This is a genomic window from Bradyrhizobium sp. LM2.9 (assembly GCF_054056555.1).
The window spans coordinates 2925059-2946301 of record NZ_JBSRYJ010000002.1 but is presented as its reverse complement, the minus strand read 5'-3'; the positions used below and the strand labels follow the sequence as shown (position 1 = coordinate 2946301).

Annotated in this window: 23 protein-coding genes, 1 tRNA gene and 1 pseudogene; 11 read left to right on the top strand and 14 right to left on the bottom strand. The window is 63.9% G+C overall.

Going from position 1 to position 21243, the window contains the following annotated elements; translation table 11 throughout:
* Window positions 1-10: 10 nt before the first annotated feature.
* Entirely contained in the window at window positions 11-952 is a 942-nt protein-coding gene (locus tag ACVWW3_RS15915; RefSeq protein WP_007602533.1) for an ABC transporter permease, read from the bottom strand.
* Between the two features lie 167 nt (window positions 953-1119).
* On the bottom strand, window positions 1120-2250 hold the full coding sequence (locus ACVWW3_RS15910) for a M20/M25/M40 family metallo-hydrolase (RefSeq protein ID WP_456649396.1): 1131 nt from the start codon (window positions 2248-2250) through the stop codon (window positions 1120-1122).
* Window positions 2251-2517: 267 nt separating this feature from the next.
* Between ACVWW3_RS15910 and ACVWW3_RS15905 the strand changes: the two genes are divergently transcribed.
* Both ACVWW3_RS15905 and ACVWW3_RS15900 read left to right on the top strand, forming a co-directional pair.
* Window positions 2518-4128, top strand: coding sequence for an ABC transporter substrate-binding protein (locus ACVWW3_RS15905; protein ID WP_247446445.1), 1611 nt, complete (start codon window positions 2518-2520; stop codon window positions 4126-4128).
* Window positions 4129-4255: 127 nt separating this feature from the next.
* Window positions 4256-4507, top strand: coding sequence for a hypothetical protein (locus tag ACVWW3_RS15900; protein WP_456649397.1), 252 nt, complete (start codon window positions 4256-4258; stop codon window positions 4505-4507).
* A 203-nt stretch (window positions 4508-4710) separates the two neighbouring features.
* Here ACVWW3_RS15900 and ACVWW3_RS15895 read toward each other — a convergent pair whose 3' ends face one another.
* Complete coding sequence (locus ACVWW3_RS15895; RefSeq protein ID WP_456649398.1) at window positions 4711-5961, bottom strand: multidrug effflux MFS transporter; 1251 nt, start codon at window positions 5959-5961, stop codon at window positions 4711-4713.
* A gap of 212 nt (window positions 5962-6173) precedes the next feature.
* Window positions 6174-6262, bottom strand: a tRNA-Leu gene (locus ACVWW3_RS15890).
* A gap of 172 nt (window positions 6263-6434) precedes the next feature.
* Between ACVWW3_RS15890 and ACVWW3_RS15885 the strand changes: the two genes are divergently transcribed.
* Window positions 6435-6854 carry a twin-arginine translocation pathway signal gene (locus tag ACVWW3_RS15885; RefSeq protein WP_456649399.1) on the top strand — a complete coding sequence of 140 codons (420 nt, stop codon included), beginning with the start codon at window positions 6435-6437 and terminating at the stop codon, window positions 6852-6854.
* A 25-nt stretch (window positions 6855-6879) separates the two neighbouring features.
* Here the strand turns inward: ACVWW3_RS15885 and ACVWW3_RS15880 are convergent, their stop codons facing one another.
* Together ACVWW3_RS15880 and ACVWW3_RS15875 are read right to left on the bottom strand one after the other, a co-directional pair.
* Window positions 6880-8082, bottom strand: a complete 1203-nt coding sequence (locus tag ACVWW3_RS15880) for an FAD-dependent monooxygenase (RefSeq protein ID WP_456649400.1) — start codon at window positions 8080-8082, stop codon at window positions 6880-6882.
* 19 nt (window positions 8083-8101) lie between these two features.
* A complete protein-coding gene (locus tag ACVWW3_RS15875; RefSeq protein ID WP_007602543.1) occupies window positions 8102-8347 on the bottom strand; it encodes a zinc-finger domain-containing protein in 246 nt (81 codons plus the stop codon).
* A 307-nt stretch (window positions 8348-8654) separates the two neighbouring features.
* Between ACVWW3_RS15875 and ACVWW3_RS15870 the strand changes: the two genes are divergently transcribed.
* Entirely contained in the window at window positions 8655-9791 is a 1137-nt protein-coding gene (locus tag ACVWW3_RS15870; protein ID WP_456649401.1) for a hypothetical protein, read from the top strand.
* Between the two features lie 36 nt (window positions 9792-9827).
* On the top strand, window positions 9828-10583 hold the full coding sequence (locus ACVWW3_RS15865) for an alpha/beta fold hydrolase (RefSeq protein ID WP_247338830.1): 756 nt from the start codon (window positions 9828-9830) through the stop codon (window positions 10581-10583).
* Here ACVWW3_RS15865 and ACVWW3_RS15860 read toward each other — a convergent pair.
* Window positions 10569-11950 (bottom strand): annotated as a pseudogene (locus ACVWW3_RS15860) (hypothetical protein). The gene ACVWW3_RS15865 and the pseudogene ACVWW3_RS15860 sit on opposite strands and share 15 nt — an antisense overlap.
* A 275-nt stretch (window positions 11951-12225) precedes the next feature.
* On the opposite strand from ACVWW3_RS15860, the gene cysE reads away from it, so the two are divergent.
* A complete protein-coding gene (cysE, locus tag ACVWW3_RS15855; RefSeq protein ID WP_456672017.1) occupies window positions 12226-13050 on the top strand; it encodes a serine O-acetyltransferase in 825 nt (274 codons plus the stop codon).
* Between the two features lie 149 nt (window positions 13051-13199).
* Window positions 13200-13418: a DUF3126 family protein gene (locus ACVWW3_RS15850; protein WP_027567779.1), complete on the top strand. Its 219-nt coding sequence runs from the start codon at window positions 13200-13202 to the stop codon at window positions 13416-13418.
* A gap of 15 nt (window positions 13419-13433) precedes the next feature.
* On the opposite strand, the gene ACVWW3_RS15845 is transcribed toward ACVWW3_RS15850, so the two are convergent.
* On the bottom strand, window positions 13434-14141 hold the full coding sequence (locus tag ACVWW3_RS15845) for a hypothetical protein (protein WP_456649403.1): 708 nt from the start codon (window positions 14139-14141) through the stop codon (window positions 13434-13436).
* A gap of 220 nt (window positions 14142-14361) precedes the next feature.
* On the opposite strand from ACVWW3_RS15845, the gene ACVWW3_RS15840 reads away from it, so the two are divergent.
* Both ACVWW3_RS15840 and ACVWW3_RS15835 read left to right on the top strand, forming a co-directional pair.
* Entirely contained in the window at window positions 14362-14691 is a 330-nt protein-coding gene (locus ACVWW3_RS15840; RefSeq protein ID WP_247338823.1) for a DUF6949 family protein, read from the top strand.
* Between the two features lie 90 nt (window positions 14692-14781).
* Complete coding sequence (locus ACVWW3_RS15835; RefSeq protein ID WP_247446455.1) at window positions 14782-15312, top strand: gamma carbonic anhydrase family protein; 531 nt, start codon at window positions 14782-14784, stop codon at window positions 15310-15312.
* Window positions 15313-15371: 59 nt separating this feature from the next.
* Here ACVWW3_RS15835 and ACVWW3_RS15830 read toward each other — a convergent pair whose 3' ends face one another.
* Window positions 15372-15587, bottom strand: a complete 216-nt coding sequence (locus tag ACVWW3_RS15830; protein WP_354046571.1) for a hypothetical protein — start codon at window positions 15585-15587, stop codon at window positions 15372-15374.
* A gap of 96 nt (window positions 15588-15683) precedes the next feature.
* Here ACVWW3_RS15830 and ACVWW3_RS15825 point away from each other — a divergent pair, with 96 nt between their 5' ends.
* Together ACVWW3_RS15825 and ACVWW3_RS15820 are read left to right on the top strand one after the other, a co-directional pair.
* Window positions 15684-16001, top strand: a complete 318-nt coding sequence (locus ACVWW3_RS15825) for a hypothetical protein (RefSeq protein ID WP_456649404.1) — start codon at window positions 15684-15686, stop codon at window positions 15999-16001.
* A 112-nt stretch (window positions 16002-16113) separates the two neighbouring features.
* A complete protein-coding gene (locus tag ACVWW3_RS15820) occupies window positions 16114-16494 on the top strand; it encodes a hypothetical protein (protein ID WP_247338817.1) in 381 nt (126 codons plus the stop codon).
* A 177-nt stretch (window positions 16495-16671) separates the two neighbouring features.
* Here ACVWW3_RS15820 and ACVWW3_RS15815 read toward each other — a convergent pair whose 3' ends face one another.
* The 5 genes from ACVWW3_RS15815 to ACVWW3_RS15795 all read right to left on the bottom strand — a co-directional run bounded on the left by ACVWW3_RS15815 (window position 16672) and on the right by ACVWW3_RS15795 (window position 21208).
* Window positions 16672-17166 carry a hypothetical protein gene (locus tag ACVWW3_RS15815; RefSeq protein WP_247446457.1) on the bottom strand — a complete coding sequence of 165 codons (495 nt, stop codon included), beginning with the start codon at window positions 17164-17166 and terminating at the stop codon, window positions 16672-16674.
* 175 nt (window positions 17167-17341) lie between these two features.
* Complete coding sequence (locus tag ACVWW3_RS15810) at window positions 17342-18073, bottom strand: aspartate/glutamate racemase family protein (protein ID WP_456649405.1); 732 nt, start codon at window positions 18071-18073, stop codon at window positions 17342-17344.
* A complete protein-coding gene (locus ACVWW3_RS15805) occupies window positions 18073-18951 on the bottom strand; it encodes an ABC transporter permease (RefSeq protein WP_247338811.1) in 879 nt (292 codons plus the stop codon). Before ACVWW3_RS15805 ends, ACVWW3_RS15810 begins: the two co-directional genes overlap by 1 nt.
* A 3-nt stretch (window positions 18952-18954) precedes the next feature.
* Window positions 18955-19914, bottom strand: coding sequence for an ABC transporter permease (locus tag ACVWW3_RS15800; protein ID WP_456649406.1), 960 nt, complete (start codon window positions 19912-19914; stop codon window positions 18955-18957).
* 4 nt (window positions 19915-19918) lie between these two features.
* Window positions 19919-21208 carry an ABC transporter substrate-binding protein gene (locus tag ACVWW3_RS15795; protein ID WP_456649407.1) on the bottom strand — a complete coding sequence of 430 codons (1290 nt, stop codon included), beginning with the start codon at window positions 21206-21208 and terminating at the stop codon, window positions 19919-19921.
* Window positions 21209-21243: the final 35 nt, after the last annotated feature.

Below are 21243 nucleotides of genomic sequence, written 5' to 3'. Positions count from 1 at the left end.
TATCCTTGCCTCAGTACCGGATCCGGGGATCGAGCAGCGTGTAGGCGACATCGATCAGGAGATTGACCACGACATAGATCAACGACGTCAGCAAAATCATCGCCTGGATCACCGGATAGTCGCGCGCCAGCACCGCATCCACCGTGAGGCGGCCGATGCCGGGGATGTTGAACACGCTCTCGGTGACCACGACCCCGGAGATCAAAAGCGCAAAGCCGGTACCGATCACCGTGATCACGGGCACGGCCGCGTTCCGCAGCGCGTGGCGCATCATCACGGCGACCTCGTTGATGCCTTTTGCGCGCGCGGTGCGGACGTAGTCCTCGCCGAGCACGTCGAGCATCGCCGCGCGCGTCATGCGCGCGATCAGCGCGATGTAGATGAAGGACAGCGCGCAGGTCGGCAGGATGATGCGCTCGAAGAACGGTCCAAAACCGTTCGAGATGCTGCGGAAGCCCTGCACCGGCACCCAGCGCAGGTCGATGGCGAAGACTTCGATCAGGATGTAGCCGACCACGAACACCGGCACCGAGAAGCCGAGCACGGACAGGCCCATCACGAAGCGGTCGATCCAGGTGCCGTGCTTCCACGCCGCGATGACGCCCAGGGGAACAGCGACAATGACGGCGAGAATGATGGTCGACAGCGCGATCGAGATCGACGGCTCGACGCGCTGGCCGATCATCTTCATGACGGGCAGGTTGGAGATCAGGGAAGTCCCGAGATCGCCGTGCAGCAGCTTGTTCAGCCAGGTGATGAACTGCACGATCAGCGGCTCGTTTAGGCCCAGTGAGGTGCGGATGCGCTCGAGCCGTTCCGGCGTGGCGTTGTCGCCGGCGAGAATTGCCGCGGGATCGCCCGGGGTGAGGCGGAGCAGGAGGAACACGAACAGCGCCACCACGCCCATCACGGGCACAGCTGCGAGAATTCGGCGAAGGAGATATCCGAGCAAGTTGGATCCCGTCAGATTAGAGTCAACACAGAGGCCGCGGCTGCAGCCAGGGTTCTGCCATCAGCCTAACATTTCAGCAATTCCCGTGCCATCCGGACCACAGTTTTTGCAGTGCGGTCACCCTGTTTTGGCGATTTGGCTCGGTTTTGGTGAGCTGGCGCGCGTTGTCACTCCAGAGTCGCGAGCAGCCCCGCCATCAGCCGGCCGCGTTCGGCTAGGCTCTCGACCTCGATATACTCTTCGAGCGTGTGGCCGTTGCCGCCACGCACGCCCAGGCCGTCGAGAGTCGGGATTCCCCTTGAGCCCGTGAAATTGCCGTCGGAGCCGCCGCCGGAACTCGCATGCGGCAGTTCTGCGCCGAGCGATTTGGCGATACCGCGCGCCTTTTCGTAAAGCGCCATGGTGCTGGCATCAGGCTCCCACACGGGACGTGTCACGCCGCGCGTCACCTTGAAGGCGACATCATTGGTTGTACCGGAGAGCGCCAGCATCCTCTCGACGCCGCGATCGAGGTCGGCCTGGCGCTTGGCCATCGACAGCGCCTCGCCGGTGGCGGTCGTGGCAACGCAATTGACCCATTGTCCGCCATGCACGACGCCGACCGAAAAGGTGCAGTCCTCGCTCGTCATCGCGTCGATGGCGAGGATTTGCCGCGCCATCTCGCGAATAGCCGAGCGGCCCGCCGACAAGGTCGCGCCGGCGTGGCTCGGCCGGCCCGTCGCCTCGAGATTGAAGCGCGCGATGGCGTAACGTCCGGTGGTGACGCCGTTGTCGGCGCGGCCGGGCTCGGGCACCAGCACGTATTTATTGCGCGAAGCCTCTGCCTCGATGATATCCCGCGTCGAGGGTGTGCCGACTTCCTCGTCGGGCGTGAACAGCACGGTGATCGGCAGCGGCGTCGTGAACGCGGCGCGGGCCAGTTGGCGGATCGCTTCCAGCGAAAGATAGTTGCCGCCCTTCATGTCGTAGATACCGGGCCCGTAGCACTTGCTGCCCTCGCGGCGCCATTTCAGCTTCTCGATGGTGCCAACGGGGTGGACGGTATCCATGTGTCCGGCGATCAGAATGCCCGGCTCGCCCTGCTTCGGATGTGGAAAGCGTGCGCGGATCACGCCTCCATAGCTTTGGCGGCCGGCGATGCGCTCGATCGTCGCACCCATGATCGCCATCTCCCGCGCTGCGATATCGAGCATGCGATTCACGGCGCCCGCGTCCCAGGTCGGGCTTTCGCATTCCACCCAGCCGCGCAGGCCCTGGAGCATCGCTTCGGAATCAAAGGGGAGATTGGCTGGATTCATCTCAATGTCTCTCAAGCTTCGGAAGATGGAACGCGCATTGCATCGGCGGGGCGAGACAAGCGGAAAGTGTTGTAGAGCCAAACCGATCCTTGTGGAGCCCGTGCGCGCGCCGCTTGGGCTTGCAGCGAAACCGGATTGACGCGCTCGGCACTGTCTGCAAGTCTCGGAAAGATAAAGGCATTGCATGAGGTTGGTTCGCCTAAAGAACGAACCGGATGCTCAACCAATAACCTGCCTTTGAACAGTTTCACGTCAGGAGAAATTTTTATGTTTAAGTTGATGCGCCGGGGGACTCGCGCGTTCGCCTCCAAACTTGCGCTGTCGGTCGTCGCGCTTTCGACCGCGCTGGCTTCGCCGGCGCTTGCGGCCGGCAAGACCATCACGGCGGTGATGCATTCGGATCTGCGCATCATCGATCCGATCTTCACCACGGCCTACATCACGCGTGACCATGGCTACATGATCTATGACACGCTGGTGGCGCCCGATTCGAACTTCAAGATCCAGCCGCAGATGGCGGACTGGAAGATCTCCGACGACAAGCTCACCTACACCTTCACGCTGCGCGACGGCTTGAAGTGGCATGACGGTGCGCCGGTCACGGCGGAAGACTGCGTTGCCTCGCTCAAGCGCTGGGCCGCTGTTGACGGCATGGGCCAGAAGCTGCTCGACTTCACCGCGAGCATCGAGGCGACCGATGCCAAGACCATCACGCTGAAGCTGAAGGAGCCCTACGGCCTCGTGCTCGACTCGATCGGCAAGCCGTCCTCCCGCGTTGCCTTCATGATGCCGAAGCGCCTCGCCGAGACGCCGCCGGACAAGCAGATCCCCGAGCAGATCGGCTCGGGTCCTTTCAAGTTCGTGCAGTCGGAATTCCAGCCGGGCGTCAAGGCGGTCTACGTCAAGAACACCGACTACGTGCCGCGCAAGGAGCCGTCGAGCTGGACCTCTGGCGGCAAGGTGGTGAAGGTCGACCGCGTCGAGTGGATCACCATGCCGGACTCGCAGACCGCGGTGAACGCGTTGCAGTCGGGCGACATCGATTTCATGGAGAATCTGCCCTACGACCTGCTGCCGTTGCTGGAGGCGAACAAGGAGATCACGCTCGAGGTCTCGAACAAGTTCGGTTTCCAGACGCTCGGCCGGATGAACTTCCTTTATCCGCCGTTTGATAATGTCAAAGTGCGCCGTGCTGCCTTTCTGGCGATAAACCAGAAGGACGTTCTCGACGCGCTCGTCGGCAACGCCAAATATCAGAAGATCTGCGGCGCCTTCTTCGTGTGCGATACGCCATTCGCGACCGAGGTCGGTGCCGAGACCTTGATCAAGGGCAACGGCATGGCGGAAGCCAAGAAGGCGCTCGCCGAGTCCGGCTATGACGGCACCCCGGTCGTGATCATGGCGCCCGGTGACGTCACGACGCTGAAGGCACAGCCGATCGTTGCGGCTCAGTTGCTGCGCGAGGCCGGCTTCAAGGTCGACCTGCAAGCGACCGATTGGCAGACGGTGGTGAGCCGCCGCGCCAGCCAGAAGCCGCCGAAGGAGGGCGGCTGGAACATGTTTTTCACGAACTGGGTCGCGGCCGACGTCTCCAACCCGATCGCCAATCTCTCGATCGGCGGCCAGGGCAAGAAGGGCGGCTGGTTCGGCTGGGCGGAAGACGCCAAGATCGAGCAGCTCAAGGACGCTTTCGTCCGCGCGCCCTCGCTCGACGAGCAGAAGAAGATCGCGGCGGACATCCAGAAGGAAGCCTATGAGCAGGTGATCTACATCCCGCTGGGGCAGTATCTCCTGCCGAGCGGCTGGCGCAAATCGCTGACCGGCGTGCTCGACGGTCCCGCGACCCCGCTGTTCTGGAACATCGACAAGTCGGAGTAAGGCGAACGCGCCTCCTCGGCACCTTTCGTCTGGATCATCATGCGGCGCCGCTGTCATCAGCGGCGCCGTTTTCTTTCGTCGATCTTGCGCAAGCCTGCGGCCGTTCGCGTATCAAGATGCCTCGGGCTTGCCGCGCAAGACGGCGCTGGACCGCGGCTGGGCCGCGCTCTGTTTCCGCGATCAGGATGATTGCAGCCGGTGGATGGAGTTGGTGTCCGGGCGCGCCGGGCACTTCGTCAGGCGGGAGTTCACCGCGCAGGCGCAGCTATGGGGCCGGCCCGGTATCTCGCGGGAAGTGATAGTGATGATGGTGCCGCCCCGTGGAACGCCCGAGAGCGCCGCAGACGATTTCAGCGCCAGCAGACGCGCGGCGGAATAGGCGTCGCGCTCAGCAGTGGCTGTCGCGGACCCGCTCGAGCCCTTCGCTCGCGAATGGTACGGTAAAGGCGGGCTTCTCGGCGTTCGACGGCGTGCGTTCCGTCTTGGCTCGCTCCGCGGCATCGTGGTCTTTACGGTGTTCCGGTTCCATGGAGCAGCCTTTCAAATTGCTGCAGTACAACATCGAGAACGCCGCGAAGTTCCTCACGCGATAGAGCGATGATGCGGCTTAAACAGCCGTCCCTTTTCCACCACCAGCACGATCGCGAGAGCTGCGAGTGACGACACGAAGAAGCCGACCGAGAACGGCATCAGCGTGCCGTCGAAACTTTGTCCGATCGCCATGCCGACGACGATGCCGATCAACGTCGTGATCGAGCCGTAGAGCGAGGACGCCGTGCCGGCGATGTGGCCCTGCGGCTCCATCGCGAGTGCGGTGAAGTTGGCGACCATCATGCCGAACGAGAACATCATCAGCGCCGAGAGCACCATGAATACGGGAAGCGGCAGCATGCCGAGGCTTTCCGTCAGCAGCATCACAGCCGCGACCGCGGTGTAAAGCGTCAGCGCGCCGTGCGAGATCACGCGCATGCCGAGGGTCCCGACCAGCTTTGCATTGAGGAAGCCGGCAATGGCCGTACCGGCCGCGATCGCAGCGAAGGCGATCGGGAAGTAATGGCCGAGGTGATAGATGCCGGTGAAGACCTGCTGGGCCGAGAAGACATAGGCAAATAGCGCGCCTATGACGCTGCCGGCAGCCGTCGCATAGCCGATGGTCTGGCGGTTGGTCACAGTCTGCCGGAACGCCGAGAGCACGTCAGCAGGCGCCAGCGATCTGCGTTCGGACTCGGGAAGGGTTTCAGGCAGTCGCAGCACGCTCCATGCGAGCGCGAGCAGGCCGTAGAGCATGAGCACGACGAAGATGCCGCGCCACGCCGTCACCAGCAAAACCGCCTGACCGAACGAGGGCGCGATCACGGGCACCGCGATGAACACCATCATGGCGAGCGACATCACGCTCGCCATCCGGCGGCCGACATAGCAGTCGCGCACGATCGAGGTTGCAATCACGCGCGTAGCCGAGGTGCCGAGCCCTTGCAGCGCACGCGCCAGCAGCAGCGTCTCGAACGAAGGCGCCGCGACCGCCAGCACGCTCGCGACCGCATAGACCGCCATGCCGCCGAGCAGCACTGGGCGGCGCCCGAAGCGGTCCGACAATGGGCCCATGACGAACTGGCCGGCGCCGAAGCCGATCAGGAAGGTCGACAGCACCAACTGAAGATGGTTGGCGACGGGGATATTGAAGGCTGACCCGATATTGGGCAGCGCCGGGAGCATCATGTCCATCGCAAGCGGATTCAGCGCCATGATCGACGCGATCACGATGACGAATTCGGGAAAACCCATCGGACGATGTCCCGCGGACACCCAATCATCGGCATTGACGTCGGACAAGGAAGCTCACCTCTGATTTCAGAGGCTTTATCCAACACCCATGCTGCATTGCACAAGCTATGTTTCGGGATGGCTGGCAGGCAGAGCCGGAACGGCACCTGCGAGTGCACGATGATTGCGTCATCGCCTGCACGCTGAAGGGTTGAACGCGGGAGGTCGGCATCAGTGCATCTTGGGATCATGCTGCTGCACGTTCGCGCCGTCAGCTCTCGTGGTGCGGGCAGCCGGGGTCGAACCGGCACAGCGCTTGCGCGCCGAGGGATTTTAAGTCCCTTGCGTCTACCAATTCCGCCATGCCCGCTTGATCCAAAGAGATCAAACACTTAAGTCCCTTCCGGCCGTCTGGAATTGGCGCCTGGTGAGCCGGTTGGGCGGTTCTTCCTTAAGCGAGCCGGCCGCACAAGGCAAAGCCTCAATGCGGACATCTGTTGCTGCTTTAGGCATTCTCAATCCACTGGGACTATTCATCCGGCATGTCAGCTTTGATCCAATATCGCCTGCGCGCGTGCTGCATGGCCGTCGCACTGGTCGCGGCCGGCTTGGCGCTGTCTGGTTGTGCCGGCATGAGCGAGACGGTCGCTCCGGCCTTTGCCGATCCCGCCAAATACGAATTATACGAGTGCAAGCAGCTCGAGTCGGAGCGCAAGACGCTCGCCACCCGCACCGCGGACTTGCAGAGGCTGATGGACAAGGCGCAGACGGGCACCGGCGGCGCCGTCGTGTCAGAGCTCGCCTATCGCAACGAATACATCTCGGTGCGCGGGCAGGCGCAGCTAGCCGAAGACGCCTGGCGTCGCAACAAGTGCCGGGAAACGCCACCCGAGGCGACACCGGCCGCCGCGCCCGCGCCTGGCGCCAAGCCTTCCTCGAAATCCGCAAGATCGGTGCGCTGAGACATCGCGCCGACGGCGCCTCGCATCACGGACGCCAGTCGTAGATCCAGTCCTGCTGCGCCAGCATGCGGTCCGGGCCGAGCGTGCGGATCGCAAGATCGCGTGCGAACGCGAGCGGCCCACTGAAATGATAGATGCGGCCCTGCTGCCGCGCCGTCCGCTGCACCCGCCGCACGCGCGTCTGGCGCGCACGGCCGTATTGTCTCAGTGCAGCAGCGATGCCCGCGGTGCTCTCGGCGGTCTCAAGGGTCAAATGCTGCGCGAGCACGGCGGCATCCTCGATCGCCATGCCGGCGCCCTGGGCCGCAAACGGCAGCATCGCATGCACGGCGTCGCCGAGCAGTGCGACCGGGCCTTTGCTCCAGGGGCAGTCGTCAGGCACGCCGAACAGCGCCCATTTCCGCCAGCTATCGACCGTGGCGAGCATCATCCGCGCCGCCGGCGGCCAGCGCCGCGCGCCGAAGGCTTCCATCACCTCGACGGGATCGCCGGGCGTGCTCCAGCCCGGCCTGTTCCAAGTGCCCGGCAGCACCGCGACCACGTTGATCTGGCGTCCGCCTGCGATCGGGTAGGCGACGAGATGGGCGTTCGGCCCCATCCAGAGCTGGACCCGGCGCGCGGTGTAGTCCTTCGGCAGTTGCGTGGCATCGAGCGTGCCGCGCCAGGCGATCAACCCGGAGAAGCGCGGCTGCACCTCGGGAAACAGATGCTGGCGCACCGTCGACCAGATGCCGTCGGCGCCGATCAGCGCACTGGCGAGATCGCTGCGGCGGATCGTGCCGCTGCGATGGACGACCGTCAGCCCCTTGGCGTGAGGCGCGACGTCTTCGAAGGTCGCGCCGAGTTTCAGGTCGATATCGGGATGGTCGGCGACTGCGCCGGCGAGGGCGGATTGCAGGTCGGCGCGGTGCACCACCCAATAGGGGGCGCCGGCGCGCGCGGCGGCAGCTTCTCCCAGCGGCATGCGCAAAAGTTCGCCGCCGGCCCGCGCGCTCATGATCGAGACCGCCTCCGGGGTCACGGCGCGCAGCTTGAGCCGTTCGGCGAGGCCGAGCTCGACCAGCACGCGGCTGGCATTGGGGGAGAGTTGCAGACCGGCGCCGACTTCCTCGAGCCGCTCGGCCTTTTCCAGCACGACGATGCGGAAGCCGCGGGCCGCGAGCGCAAGCGCAGCCGTCAGTCCACCTATGCCGGCACCGGCAATGACAATGGTTCGGGAGAGCGCCACCCCTGACCGATGGCAGCGATCAGGCCACCTTGTCCTTCAGGACGCATTCCGGCGGACGGGCTTCGCCCGCCTTCAGGTCGGCGGCGAAGCGGTACAGCGTCGAGCAGTAGGGACAGATGATCTCGTTGTCGTTGCCGAGGTCGAGGAAGACGTGCGGATGGTCGAACGGAGGGTTGGCGCCCACGCACATGAACTCTTGCGAGCCGATTTCGATGACGGGGACACCGGCATCGTTATGGAAGTGCGGGACGACATGGTCGGACATCGTAGTTCATCCTGGAGTGGCAATGGCAGCAGATACAATCACGACAGACGCGGCATCATTATGGCGCCGCGGACCATACTGGCGGGTCAAGATGATTGCTAGTCCAGCGGAACCGAAAGTCCGCAATTGCCCCATGCTCGTTTTGCTCATGCAAATTCGACACAATCTTGCGGCTTGAGAGAAGCCCTTCTTTCGTCGGGGACGTTGTGTCGCAACTTTGGCATACTGTGTCGGTGGGCGAGCGCAATTGCGACGAAAGACGAACCGTCAAGGCATCAACGATCTCAGGACCGTCCAGGTTTTCCGCATGAAATGGCTGCGAATCAGCACAGCGTTGACCGGTATTGCGGCATGCGGCTTCATGCTCGCGCAGGTAGCACCGCATGCGCGCGAGGCCGGCGCGATTTTGGCCGCCCAGGAGGATCCCGCCGCGCTCTCCGAACTCAAGCTCGATGCGCTGCTGCGGCAAAACGATCGTCTGATTCAGAGCAACATCGAGGCCGCGCTCGCATCGGGCGACGCCGATCTCGCGGACAGTTTTGTCGCGTTGGCGCACGACCGCAACGTCGCGCTGCCTGACGACCTCCTGAGCCGCGTCAGCGACGCGGTCAAAGACGAAAATTCCACCTCGCATTTCGCAAAACGGTTTGCCGCCGGGCTCGTCACCGGCAACGCGGACGATGTTGCGAGCCTGTCGGGAACCGTGGCCGGCGATCTCTTCGTGATCGGCGACGTCAGGGACGTCGTCCGCGAGGGCAAGCATCTCGCCATGGGCGAGGAGACCGATCGCCTGGTGCTGGGCCTTGCGGCCGCTGGTCTCGCGGTCACGGCCGTGACCTACGTCTCCGTCGGCGGCGCCGCGCCGGTGCGCGCCGGGCTGACGCTGGTGAAGGACGCGCGCAAGGTGGGGCGACTCGGCGAAGGACTCGCGGCATGGGCCGGCCGGTCCGCGCGCGAGGTCGTCGATACCCCGATGCTCCAGAACGCGGTCGCCTCCGGCTCGGTGCTGCGGCCGGGTCAGACCGTGAGCGCGATCAAGACCGCGTTCCACGCCGAGAAGGCCGGCGCACTGGTTCGACTCGGCAAGGATGTCACGCGCGTCGTCGAGAAGACCGGCACGCGCGGCGCAATGGATAGCTTGCGTATCGCCGAAGGCCCCAAGGATGTCGCACGCGCGGCCCGGCTCGCGGAAGCGCAGGGCGGCAAGACGCGCGCGATCATGAAACTGTTCGGCCGCGGCGCGCTGCTGCTGATTGGCGGCGCGTTCAATCTCGCACTCTGGCTGTTTGGTGCGGCCCTGACGCTGTTCGGCCTGTTGTCGTCGATCAAGGCGACGACGGAGCGCCTGACCCAGGCCTGGTGCGATCGCAGACGGACGCGGCGACTTCGCCGGGCCCAAATCGCAGCCGAAGCCGCTCTGGCAAGCGCTGCCGTCACGGCCTAAGATCGACTTCTTCCCCTCAAGATTGCGGAACTGATGATGCCGAGCTTTCACAACGGCGCCGTTGAAATCGCCTATCTCGACGAAGGCGAGGGCGATCCGATCATCCTGGTGCACGGCTTTGCCTCCAGCAAGAACGTGAACTGGGTCTATCCGACCTGGGTTTCGGAGCTGCGCAAGAACGGCCGCCGCGTCATTGCGCTCGACAATCGCGGCCATGGCGAAAGCGCAAAGCTCTACGAGCCCTCGCAGTACTCGATTCCCACCATGGGCGGCGACGTGCTCGCGCTGATGGATCACCTCGCCATCCCGCAGGCCGATCTCATGGGCTATTCGATGGGTGGACGGATGACGGCCTGGCTCTCCCTCAACGAGCCGCAGCGCCTGCGTTCGGCCATCCTCGGCGGCATCGGCATCGGCGGCCTGATCGAGGGCACCGGGCCCGGAGAGAACGTGGCGAAGGCATTGGAAGCGCCCTCGCTCGACGACGTCACCGATCCCGTCGGGCGCACTTTTCGTGCTTTTGCAGACCAAACCCGTTCCGACCGCAAGGCACTCGCCGCCTGCCTGCGCGGCACGCGCGACCTCATGACGAAGGACGAGGCCGCGCGGATCGATTTGCCCGTGCTGATCGCGGTTGGCAGCACCGACGACGTCGCGGGCTCGGCCAGCGCACTCGGTGCCATCATCCCGGGTTCGGAAGTGCTCGACATTCCGAACCGCGATCACATGCGTGCGGTCGGCGACAAGGTCTACAAGACCGGCGTGCTCGATTTTCTGTCACGCCGCAGCTGAGGTCTCGTCCGCCGGTTCGTCGTTGCTCAAGCGCCGCGCCAGTGCCATCAACACCACGAAGGTAGCAACCCACACCATCCGCGCGCCATAGCGGTCGTGTGGTCCGGAAATCACGCCGCAGATGAAGGCGTTGCCGAGCAGTGCCAGCCCGACGGTTGCCGCCAGCAATGTCAGATCGTCGAGCCGGCGGTTCCTGAGCGAGAGCGCGAGCAACACGACCAGCGCCAGCATCGAGGCCAGCGCGACGGGAACGTGCAGCCAATTGACGTCGTCGAAATTGACAGCCCAGTGTTGCTGGCGCGCCGCGCGCATCTGCGCGACCTGCGCGGGGATGTAGCGCTCGATGACGCCATAGGTGTGCGGGATCCAGCCATTGGTGCCTTCGCCGGTCGCCACATGCAGCAATTGCTGGCCCATGGCTCTCAAGGCAGCGCCGGCCTGCCACGCCGGATAGTCGGCGAGCGAATGCACGACGATGGTGCCCATCTCGTCGCTCATGCCTTCGAAGCGGCCGAGCGTGTTGAACATGCTCTTGCCCCACAGGAATTCGTCGGCGGTCGCCGGCAATTCGTTGCGATAGGGACAGAGCTTGTAGCGCTCGCGCGGGCAATGGTCGTTGAGGTAGCGCGCGACGATGCCGTCCTGCATCATGCGGCCGAACGCGACGCCGTAGCCGCCGGGGGTCCAGGCCCATTTGCCCGACAAGGCATGGTTCGCCGACACCAGCATCAGGCCGCCGGCGACGATCGTCATACTCGCTTGAGCCAATCCGGCGATCGGAAGCCGGCGCCTCAGCAACGGCCGCACCATCCAGCCGGCGACGCAGAGCCCGAGCAGCACGCCGAGCGTGGCGCTGTGGGTCGCGGCAGCAAAGGCGGTGAAGACGAACAGCGAGATTTTCTCGAGCACGGAGGTCCGCGGTCCAGCGACGACCAGCAGGAACAGCGATAGCACGGACAGCCCTGCAAAGATGTCGGTGAGCAGCATGCTGGCAAGCCAGGGCAGCGCGGTCGACAGGATCAAGAGCAGGCAGATCGCGACGAAGCGGAACGTCTGCATCAGGCCGAGCACGCGCAAGGTGAGCTGCAGCAGCCACAGCGTTGCCACCCCGACTGGACCGCGAGGTTGATCCAGAAACCAAAACTCTCGCCATAATGCAGATAGAGGCCGAACACGGTGGAGCGGCTCGGGACGAGATAGCCCTCGTACCAGCGCGCCAGATAGCCGCCGGTATCCCACTGCAACAGCGGATAGCCGTTCCAGAACGCCGGTGCGATCATCATGAGCGGCAGGGCCATCGCGGCCAACCGCAGCCAGAATGAGCCCGCGGCCCCCGCGCGCAAATGATCGGTGGTGGTGGTGGTCAAATCCGCTCCGTCCTCGCGCGGACCATGCCCGCAATCACCGTTGAGGCGGAATTCACCAATAGTTTGACGCCGCCCGGCTTGAATTTGGCGAAACCCTGACCATTTTGAGCCGACCTTGCCGCTTGGGGCGTCAGAATAAGTAGTTGTGATTCAACGCGTTGGCATACTTTCGCGGGACAACGCACTGTTCACTCTCAGGCAAGCCCGTCGGGACTTTGTCGCCTAGACTGTGTTATAGAGCCAGCAAAACTAGCCAATTCGAAAGAACAGATCCCATGGCAGTGCATCAGGTCAATCCGGGAGGGAAGCTCGCAACGCTTGATCCGATCTGGGATCGGATCCGCGGCGAAGCTGAGGACATCGTCCACCGCGAGCCGGAGCTTGCGACCTTCATCTATTCGACGGTGCTGCATCACAGCCGCCTGGAAGATGCGGTGATCCATCGTGTCGCCGACCGGCTCGATCACTCCGCGCTGTCGGGCGATCTCGTGCGCCAGACCTATGACGACGCGCTGCGCGACGATCCCGATCTCGGCAACGCCTTCCGCGCCGACCTCGTCGCCGTCTACGACCGCGACCCCGCGACCTCGCGCTTCATCGATCCCTTGCTCTACTTCAAGGGCTTTCACGCCATCCAGACCCATCGCCTCGCGCACTGGCTCTGGCTGAAGGGCCGCAAGGATTTTGCGTATTATCTCCAGAGCCGCGCGTCTGCGGTGTTCCAGACCGACATCAATCCTGCCGCGCGCATCGGCCGCGGCATCTTCCTCGACCACGCCACCGGCTTCGTCTGCGGTGAGACCGCCGTGATCGAGGACGACGTCTCGATCCTGCACGGCGTCACGCTCGGCGGCACCGGCAAGGAGAACGAGGACCGCCATCCGAAAATCCGTCACGGCGTCCTGATCGGCGCCGGCGCAAAAATCCTCGGCAACATCGAGATCGGCCATTGCGCGCGCATCGCGGCCGGCTCGGTCGTGGTCAAGCCCGTGCCGCACAACGTCACGGTCGCGGGCGTGCCCGCCAAGGTCGTCGGCGAAGCCGGCTGCGCCGAGCCGTCGCGCACCATGGATCAGATGATCAACGCCATGGGTCTCTGAGATGGGACTCTGAGACGGGACTTTGAGCTTGTCGGAAGGGTCGGATTTTCCGGCCCTTTGGTCCCCAAGTTCTTTGGCAATTCATGCTGGCGGTTCGTAGCGTCTCGTCCTAAAACCCCGCCAACCCAGATTTCGATTGGAGACTTACCGTGGACGTCAAGGAAGTTAGGAAGCTCGACGCGTACTTGAAGCGCGTATTCGGCAATTCCAAGATCCGCGTCGTGCCGCGGCCGAAGAAGGATGATTCCGCCGAGGTTTATATCGGCGAGGAATTCATCGGCGTGCTCTTCGTCGACGACGAGGACGACGATCGCTCATTCCAATTCCAGATGGCGATCCTCGAGGACGATCTCGTCGATCAGGAATAGTCGCCACCACGAGTGTTAGCCCCGCGGCCCGCGCAACTGCGCGGTGAGCCGGTCCATCGCTTCCGCCGCATCGCGCCATTGCGAGAGCCAACTCCGCGGAAAGCGGAAGGTGAGGTCGGCGCCGCCGACGCGGCGTTCGGACAGGCACATGCCGGGCGTCGCTGCATCGCGCGTACAGCGCGCGGTCAGCGCGGGACTTGCAGCAGAATAGAAATCCTCGCTGCCGTAAGGCGTATCGGCGCGGAACATCCGCATCGTCAGCCCGTCGGCGGGCATCGCCGCAGCGTGGTCGAGATAGCGCGGATAAATCGTGGCGGTGCGCTGCTCGGGCGAGAGCGCATCGCGATGCGCGGCGATCGACAGGAAGATGCGGTCGATCGGCTGCATTGCCGCATCCACGCTATCGGCGGTGACGTGCTTCGGCGCGCCCGGCGGTTCCAGCGACGGGTACAGGAAGTCGAGATCGATCCGCTCCTGCGGCCCGGAGTGGCGCTGGATCTTCATGCGGATCGCTGTCATCGGCAGGTTGAACAGCGTACCGCCGACGCTCACCGGCAGCTTGTCCGGGGCGTTCGCGCCGCTACTGCCCCAGGTCGGCCACAACAAATAGGCGACGAGCGCGACCGCGCACACCGCGGCCGCGCCGCCGAGCACGATCGGGACGACATGCGCCCGGGTTCGCGTTCGGGGGGACTGAGGAGAGGTTGCCGAAAACACCGTCATGAGCCGCGCGAATGAGTCCGAGGTCGGCCGATGGCCGACGAATCAGCCGCGAATATGCCACGCGGCGGCGATTTCGCGGAGCGTTCGCCGGCTGCGGGAAAGGGAGAGGGGCCTGCGCGGGATGGCCGGCGGCGTTAACCTTCCCTTAAGGATAATGTAGCGTTAACCAGCCCTATTTGTCACAGGAAGGCTCCGGCGTTGCGTAAGGCGGACCGTTCCGATGACACCTGAAGCTCTCAACACTTTCTTCTCCATCTTCATCGGTTTTGCGCTCGCGGGCGCACTCGTGAGCGGATACCAGGCGGTCGCACAGCGGCCTGCCGGCTTCGGCCTGCTGCAGGACGGCGTGGCGCCGAAGACCTTCGCGGCGGTTCCGTTCCTGGTGTTCGCGGCGCCCTTCATCATCATGCGCAACACCCTGCGCGGCATGCAGGTGGAAAGCCGCCGAGTCGAGTTCGTGATGATGGCGACCGTCATCGCCGGCTTCTGGAGCATGATGAGCGGCACCTTCTTCCTGATGACGCTGCGCGCGGCCGGCGTTCTGGTCTGATGCGCGCGCTTTAAGAGCTGCCGGCGCGGCGGCCCTTTGCGTCGAGGCCTCCGTTTCGCTATGCCAGTCTCAGCGTGACAGGAGACCCTCATGGCGATCTACGAGCTCGACGGGCAGGCGCCCGACCTTCCCGCCGACGGCAATTACTACATCGCGGAGACCGCCACCGTGATCGGCCGCGTGCGGCTGAAGCCGGGTGCGAGCGTCTGGTTCGGTGCCGTGCTGCGCGGCGACAATGAGTGGATCGAGATCGGCGAGGGTGCCAACGTACAGGACGGCTCGACCTGCCACACCGACCTCGGCTTTCCCCTCGTCATCGGCAGCAACTGCACGGTCGGCCACAATGTCATCCTGCACGGCTGCACCATCGAGGAGGGCGCGCTCATCGGCATGGGCTCGATCGTGATGAACGGCGCCAGGATCGGCCGCAACAGCATCGTTGGCGCCGGGTCCGTCATCACCGAGGGCAAGGAATTCCCCGAACGGTCCCTGATCATCGGCTCGCCGGCGCGCGTGATCCGCACGCTCGACGACAGCCAGGTCCAGAAGATGGGGAGCGCAGCCAGATTCTATGCCGCAAACGGTCCTCGGTTCGCCAAGGGCCTGAAACGGATCGGCTGAGATGCACGCAGGCCGTGCGCGGCCGGCATTTGGTTTCGTACCGTAGAAACACCCGCGCGTCAGCTTCCCTCGGACTCGCTCGCTTCGATCGCGCCGGCGACCTTCTCGTGCCCGGCGGCCCACAATGCATGCTCGTTGCTGCCGTCCTGGTACGGATTGGCCTCTGCCGGAATGTTCTCGCGCGCGGCACGTTCGCCCTCTGCAAGAGGATCGCGATCCGTCATCGTGATTTCGCCTGTCTGTTTTGCCGCGTCGAACGCGTTTGGTTTGGGCATGATCGTGCCTGCCTTGCCGCTTTCAAGTTGATGCAACGGCCTTTGTTCCGGAACCGGCCTTGGCTGCGGCCGTTGACCGGCGAAGGAGAATTTCCGATGGCCAGATTGTCCACAATCCTCCTCAAGACCGTCCTCGTGATCTTTGTCCTTGCGGCGATGCCGGCCGTATCGTTCGCGCAAGCGACCGGCGGCGCAACCGGCTCCGCTGGATCGACTGGCACGGGTAGTGGTGGTGTCTCAAACTCTCCCGCCTCGCCACCCGGCACCAACAGCCTGGGTACGGCGCAATCATCTGGTGGTTCGCCCGGCGTCACCACCGGCACCGGCACAGGCGCAGGTGAGGCTGATGCCACCGTCAACACCGAGAACCGGCTGCTCGACAAGAAGCTCAAGAGCATCTGCCGCGGCTGCTGAGGCTGCTGATGCTCGCGCGGAAGTGAGGCAGTATAGCTGTCCGGAATGCCCAAGGGACGCTAGCTTGGTCCTGCTTTGAGGCGTGGAGCGTGTCCACGCGGAGGATCGAGTGATGTTACGCAAGATGATGATGGCGGCGCTGGCCGTCGCGATAGTCGGGCTGTCGGCCCCAGAGGCGGCCCAGGCGCGCGGCGGTTTCGGTCACGGTGGCGGCGGCTGGGGCCACGGCGGCGGCTGGGGCCATGGCGGTGGCTGGGGCCATGGCGGTGGCTGGCGTGGCGGCGGCTTCTGGCCGGGAATCGCGATCGGGGCGGGTATCGCCGGAGCCGGCTACTACGGCGGCTATTACGGCTACGGCCAACCCTATTACGGCAATCCGTATTACTATGGTACCGGCTACGACGATGGTGGCTATGGAGGCTGCTACGTCGTGCGGAAGCGCGTCATGACGCCGTCAGGCTGGCGTATCCGCCGTGTGGATGTCTGCGAATAGGCGCTGTACCCATCAAAAAACAAGGTCGTCGACGCAGTATACCGTCAACGACCTTGCCAGCCCCGGACATTGAAATCGGCTCACGCCATCCGGTAACGGCTAGCATCGCTCAGATTCATACTGGCGAATGTGATCCAGTTCACAAGTCAAAAAATTTAAAGCCGCGTCGCGAGCAGCTCAGCCGCGCGAGCGCTTGCGCGCGCTGGCGTGGACGCGCTGCCGCACCGGTTTCCTGCGGGTAACCGAGGGGGTCTCCACCTCGGTCGTCCGGACGCTGGCAAAGGACTGCCGCAGGCCGTCGATCGACTCGTTCAGCGTTGCGACCTGCTCGGACAGGCGCTTGGTGTCGGCCTGCTGGAATGCGAGCAACCGCTTCACCGTCTGGAGCTGGTCCTGCACGACCTGGAGCTGGTCGATCGATTCCTGCTGGGTCGCCTCCAGTCCCTTGGTCTTCTCGAACAGCTGCTCGGAGGCCTGTGCGGTGCGGGCCTGAAGCTGCCGCGACGCCACCACCCGGTCGGTCTCAGGAGCTGAGCCGGTATAGGCGCGCCAGATCGCGATCGAGGTCATGCCGGCGATCAGCAGGAAGAGGGCGGCGGCGGTCAGCGCGATGGGCTGGGCACCGAGACGAAGAAGGGGGTTGGACGGTGCGTCCTCTGCGAGATCGATCATCGCTGACAAACCCAAATTGAAACTTGGTGAGTGGCGAAACCGGCAACCCTGAGATCACCGGGGTGTCCCGAAAACGTTACGTTTCGGCAAGGAATGGGACCAAAAAGAGGCTAAGAGCAAAAAAAGCCAGCAAACACAGGCCTTGAGACCTCCGAAGGTCTCATCAGGGTAGGGATCAGGGCTGAAACAGAGAAAGCGGCCCGGCATAGGTCTTCGATCGCGGCGCCGCATAGGGCCCGAGCCGGGAGGTCTTCAGCGCCAGGCGCACCAGTGATTCCGCCAAGGTCACTGCGGCGGCGACGCCGTCGATCACGGGCAGGCCGTGCGTGGCGGCGAGTTCTGCAGCGAGATCGGCCATGCCGGCGCAACCGAGCACGATGGCCTCCGCGCGGTCGTCGCGGATCGCGGCTGTGATCTCCGCGGAGATTTTTGCGAGCGCATCAGTATTGCGCTCCTCAAGCGCGAGCACCGGCACCTCGGCAGCGCGGACGCGGGCACAGCGCTCGATGAGACCGTACCTCTTAAGATTATGCTCGATCGGCACGATGGAGACACCGAGCGTCGTGACCACGGCGAAGCGCGCGGCGATCAGGCTCGCCATGTGGAAGCCCGCTTCGCCAATGCCGATCACCGGTGCCGTCGCGATCGCACGCGCGGCGTCGAGGCCGGTGTCGTCGAAGCAGGCGATGATGTGGGCGTCCGCACCGTCGCGATCGGCGTCGCGGATGCAGCCGAGCATGCCGGGCACCGCAAAGGCCTCGTCGTAAAATCCCTCGATCGAGACCGGGCCCATCGCCGGCTGGCGCGCATCGATCGATGTGTCGGACAGGGCGATCGCGCGCGCGGCAGCGGCGATCTTCGTCGTCATCGAAGCCGTAGTGTTGGGATTGACGACGTGAAGCCGCATCAGACAAGTCCCTTGCCGGCGTCCGAGCCCTTCGCCGCCTGCCGCTTGTTGAGCATGTGGATGGTGCCGAGCGCAAGCGTGATCACCGCAAACGACACCGCGGAGATGATGGTGCCGAGCGCATAGATATCCGGGTTCGTCACCGTCGTGGTAAGGCCCTGGAGATCGAGCGGCAATGTATTCACCGCGCCGATCGCCTGACTCGAGCGCGCCAGTTCGTCCCAGGACAGCGTGAATCCGAACAGGCCGATGCCGATCACCGACGGCAGGATGATCGGCAGCACGACATGACGGAAGGCCTGCCACGGCGTCGCACCCAGGTCGCGTGCGGCTTCTTCGAGCCGGGGATCAAAGCGGTTGAAGATCGCGAACATGATGAGCAGGCCGAATGGCAACGTCCAGGTCAGATGTGCGCCGAGGCCCGAGGTCAGCAGGCCCATCGACGTCTCGAAGTTCTCGTTCCAATGCGCCTTGATCAGATCGTCGATGATGCGGAATTCAAGCGAGATGCCGAGTGAGGTGATGATCGAGGGAACGATGAGGCTCGCGATCGCCGAATAGAACAAGATGCTTTGCGCCTTGAACTTCCTGCGGAACGCCATGCCGGCAGCAACCGACAGCACGACGGTAACGATCATCACGATGATGCCAAGCAGCAGCGAACGGCGAAAGGCCGCGCCGAGATCGACGATGCCGGTTCCCTGGAACAGTTTTGCGATCCAGAAGGTCGAGACGCCGTTCATCGGGAAGGTGAGGCCGCCCTGCGGCCCCTGGAACGACAGGACGTAGATCGCGATCATCGGGCCGTAGAGGAACAGCGTGTAGGCCGCGAAGAAGATCGCGAGCACGTAGAAGCTGCGCGGGCGTCCCTCCTTCATCGCCTATAGTTCCTTCTTGATGTCGACGATGCGCGACATCATGGTGATGATCAGGAAGGTGATGACGAGCAGGATCACGGCGTTTGCGGCCGCTGCCGGGAATTGCAGCGCGTTCACCCGCGTCTCGATGATCTTGCCGGCCGCCGCGATCTGCTGGCCGCCCATCACGCCGATGGTGATGAAGTCGCCCATCACGATGGTAATGACGAAGATCGAGCCGATTACGATGCCGGGTTTGGCCAGCGGGATGATGACGTTGACGAGCGTCTGGAAGCCGGTGGCGCCGGCGTCATAGGCGGCCTCGATCAGCGACTTGTCGATGCGCACCATCGAATTGAAGATCGGCACCACCATGAAGAAGGTGAAGAGGTGGACCAGCGCCAGCACCACGGAGAATTCGGAGAATAGCAGCCATTCCAGCGGCTGATTGATCGCACCGGTCTTGACCAGACCGGAATTGACCAGGCCGTTGCGCCCGAGCAGCGGGATCCAGGCGATCATGCGGATCACGTTGGAGGTCCAGAACGGGATCGTGCAGAGCAGCGACAATCCCATCTGCCAGGTCCTGGACTTGACGTGGAAGGCCAGGAAATAGGCGACCCAGAAGCCGATGAACAGCGTGATCGCCCAGACCAGGAAGCACAGCTTCAGCGTTTTCAAATAGGTCTTGGCGATGGTGCAGAGATCGGGGAGCTGCGCGATGCAGCCCTCGAACGTGTCGGTGTAGCCGCGGCCGGAGAAGGCCGGCAGCAACTGGTATTCGTTGTAGTCCCAGAAGGAGACGATGACGACGAAGACCAGCGGGATCAAGAAGAAGGCGAGAAACACCAACATCATCGGCCCGGCCTGAAGCCAGGAGATGAAGGATGGCGACAGGCGCGCCGCTTTCGCGGCGCGCGCTGTGCTCAACCCCCGGACAAGGTCCGGGGATGCCTGTTGCAGGATGTCCTCCGATGTGTCCATCAGATTACGCCGCGATGAACTCGTTCCACTTGCGGACCATGTAGTCGTTCTCGTCCATCACCGCGTTCCAGCAGGCGACGCCGCCCATGCGGTCCTCGTAGGAGCCGCCGTCGCGCACGGCGCCGGCCTTTTCGAGCAGCGAGCCGTCGGGTGCCTTGATGTCCTTCTCGGCTGCCTTGCCTTCCATCCAGTAGGCCCACTCGTAGGACTCCATATGCGCTTTCGCGGTGGAGAGCACGGCGGAGTAATAGCCCTGGCGGTTGAGATAGGCGCCGGCATAGCCGGCCAGGAACCAGTTGACGAACTCGTAGGCCCATTCGAGCTTGGCGCCCGACACGCCCTTGGAGACGCAGAAGCCGGAAGCCCAGGAACGATAGCCTTCCTTAAGCGGCTGGAAGGTGCAGGCGATCCCCATCGAGCGCACCTTCGTCACCGCCGGCGACCACATCGACTGGATCACGGTTTCGCCCGACGCCATCAGGTTGACGCTCTCGTTGAAGTCCTTCCAGAACGCGCGGAACTGGCCGGCCTTCTTGGCTTCGATCATCACCTTCATGGTGAGATCGATCTCTTCCTTGGTCATGTTGCCCTTGTCGGCATATTTGTACTTGCCGGAGGCTTCCACGACCATCGCGGCATCCATGATGCCAATCGAGGGGATGTTGAGGATCGAGGCCTTGCCCTTGAACTCCGGGTTGAGCAGCTCGGCCCACGAGCTGATCGGCCGCTTGATCAAGTCGGGACGGACGCCGAGCGTGTCGGCGTTGTAGACGGTCGGAATCAGCGTGACGAATTCGGTCGCCGACGTCGCGAACTTCTTGGAGTCCTTGCCTTCGAGATACAGCACCTTCCAGGGCGCGGTGCCCTGGCCGCCGATCTTCTTGCCGCCGGGCGTCTGGCCCTTGGTGAAGACGGGCGTGATGTTGTCGAATTCCTTGATCTTCCCGGAATCGAGGGCAAGGATGTTGCCGGACGGCACGATCTTCTTCAGCGAGAAATATTCGGTGTCCAGCACGTCGAAGGAGTTCGGCTGGGTCATCACGCGCTTGGTGACGTCGTCGGTGGTCGCGGTGATGTATTCGATCTTGATGCCGGTGTCCTTCAGGCACTGCTTGGAGATGTCGTCGCCCTCGTTCACGGCGGTGCCGAGATAGCGCAGCACCTTCGGCTCGGCCGACATCACGTAGGGGAAGCCGGTGATTGCGCCGGAGCCGGCGGCAAGGCCGGCGAGACCAGCGGTGCTCTTCAATACCGTGCGGCGGCTGACGCCGGTCTTTTTGGTCGTCTCGGTCATACCAGTCACTCCTCTGTTGCGTATTTTTTCGATCG

Excerpts from the sequence above, each read along its gene's own strand:
- ACVWW3_RS15910 (WP_456649396.1), bottom strand. The coding sequence starts at position 2,250 with ATGAATCCAGCCAATCTCCCCTTTGATTCCGAAGCGATGCTCCAGGGC.
- ACVWW3_RS15905 (WP_247446445.1), top strand. The coding sequence starts at position 2,518 with ATGTTTAAGTTGATGCGCCGGGGGACTCGCGCGTTCGCCTCCAAACTT.
- ACVWW3_RS15885 (WP_456649399.1), top strand. The coding sequence starts at position 6,435 with ATGTCAGCTTTGATCCAATATCGCCTGCGCGCGTGCTGCATGGCCGTC.
- ACVWW3_RS15875 (WP_007602543.1), bottom strand. The coding sequence starts at position 8,347 with ATGTCCGACCATGTCGTCCCGCACTTCCATAACGATGCCGGTGTCCCC.
- ACVWW3_RS15870 (WP_456649401.1), top strand. The coding sequence starts at position 8,655 with ATGAAATGGCTGCGAATCAGCACAGCGTTGACCGGTATTGCGGCATGC.
- ACVWW3_RS15865 (WP_247338830.1), top strand. The coding sequence starts at position 9,828 with ATGCCGAGCTTTCACAACGGCGCCGTTGAAATCGCCTATCTCGACGAA.
- cysE (WP_456672017.1), top strand. The coding sequence starts at position 12,226 with ATGGCAGTGCATCAGGTCAATCCGGGAGGGAAGCTCGCAACGCTTGAT.
- ACVWW3_RS15845 (WP_456649403.1), bottom strand. The coding sequence starts at position 14,141 with ATGACGGTGTTTTCGGCAACCTCTCCTCAGTCCCCCCGAACGCGAACC.
- ACVWW3_RS15840 (WP_247338823.1), top strand. The coding sequence starts at position 14,362 with ATGACACCTGAAGCTCTCAACACTTTCTTCTCCATCTTCATCGGTTTT.
- ACVWW3_RS15835 (WP_247446455.1), top strand. The coding sequence starts at position 14,782 with ATGGCGATCTACGAGCTCGACGGGCAGGCGCCCGACCTTCCCGCCGAC.
- ACVWW3_RS15830 (WP_354046571.1), bottom strand. The coding sequence starts at position 15,587 with ATGCCCAAACCAAACGCGTTCGACGCGGCAAAACAGACAGGCGAAATC.
- ACVWW3_RS15825 (WP_456649404.1), top strand. The coding sequence starts at position 15,684 with ATGGCCAGATTGTCCACAATCCTCCTCAAGACCGTCCTCGTGATCTTT.
- ACVWW3_RS15820 (WP_247338817.1), top strand. The coding sequence starts at position 16,114 with ATGTTACGCAAGATGATGATGGCGGCGCTGGCCGTCGCGATAGTCGGG.
- ACVWW3_RS15815 (WP_247446457.1), bottom strand. The coding sequence starts at position 17,166 with ATGATCGATCTCGCAGAGGACGCACCGTCCAACCCCCTTCTTCGTCTC.
- ACVWW3_RS15810 (WP_456649405.1), bottom strand. The coding sequence starts at position 18,073 with ATGCGGCTTCACGTCGTCAATCCCAACACTACGGCTTCGATGACGACG.
- ACVWW3_RS15805 (WP_247338811.1), bottom strand. The coding sequence starts at position 18,951 with ATGAAGGAGGGACGCCCGCGCAGCTTCTACGTGCTCGCGATCTTCTTC.
- ACVWW3_RS15800 (WP_456649406.1), bottom strand. The coding sequence starts at position 19,914 with ATGGACACATCGGAGGACATCCTGCAACAGGCATCCCCGGACCTTGTC.
- ACVWW3_RS15795 (WP_456649407.1), bottom strand. The coding sequence starts at position 21,208 with ATGACCGAGACGACCAAAAAGACCGGCGTCAGCCGCCGCACGGTATTG.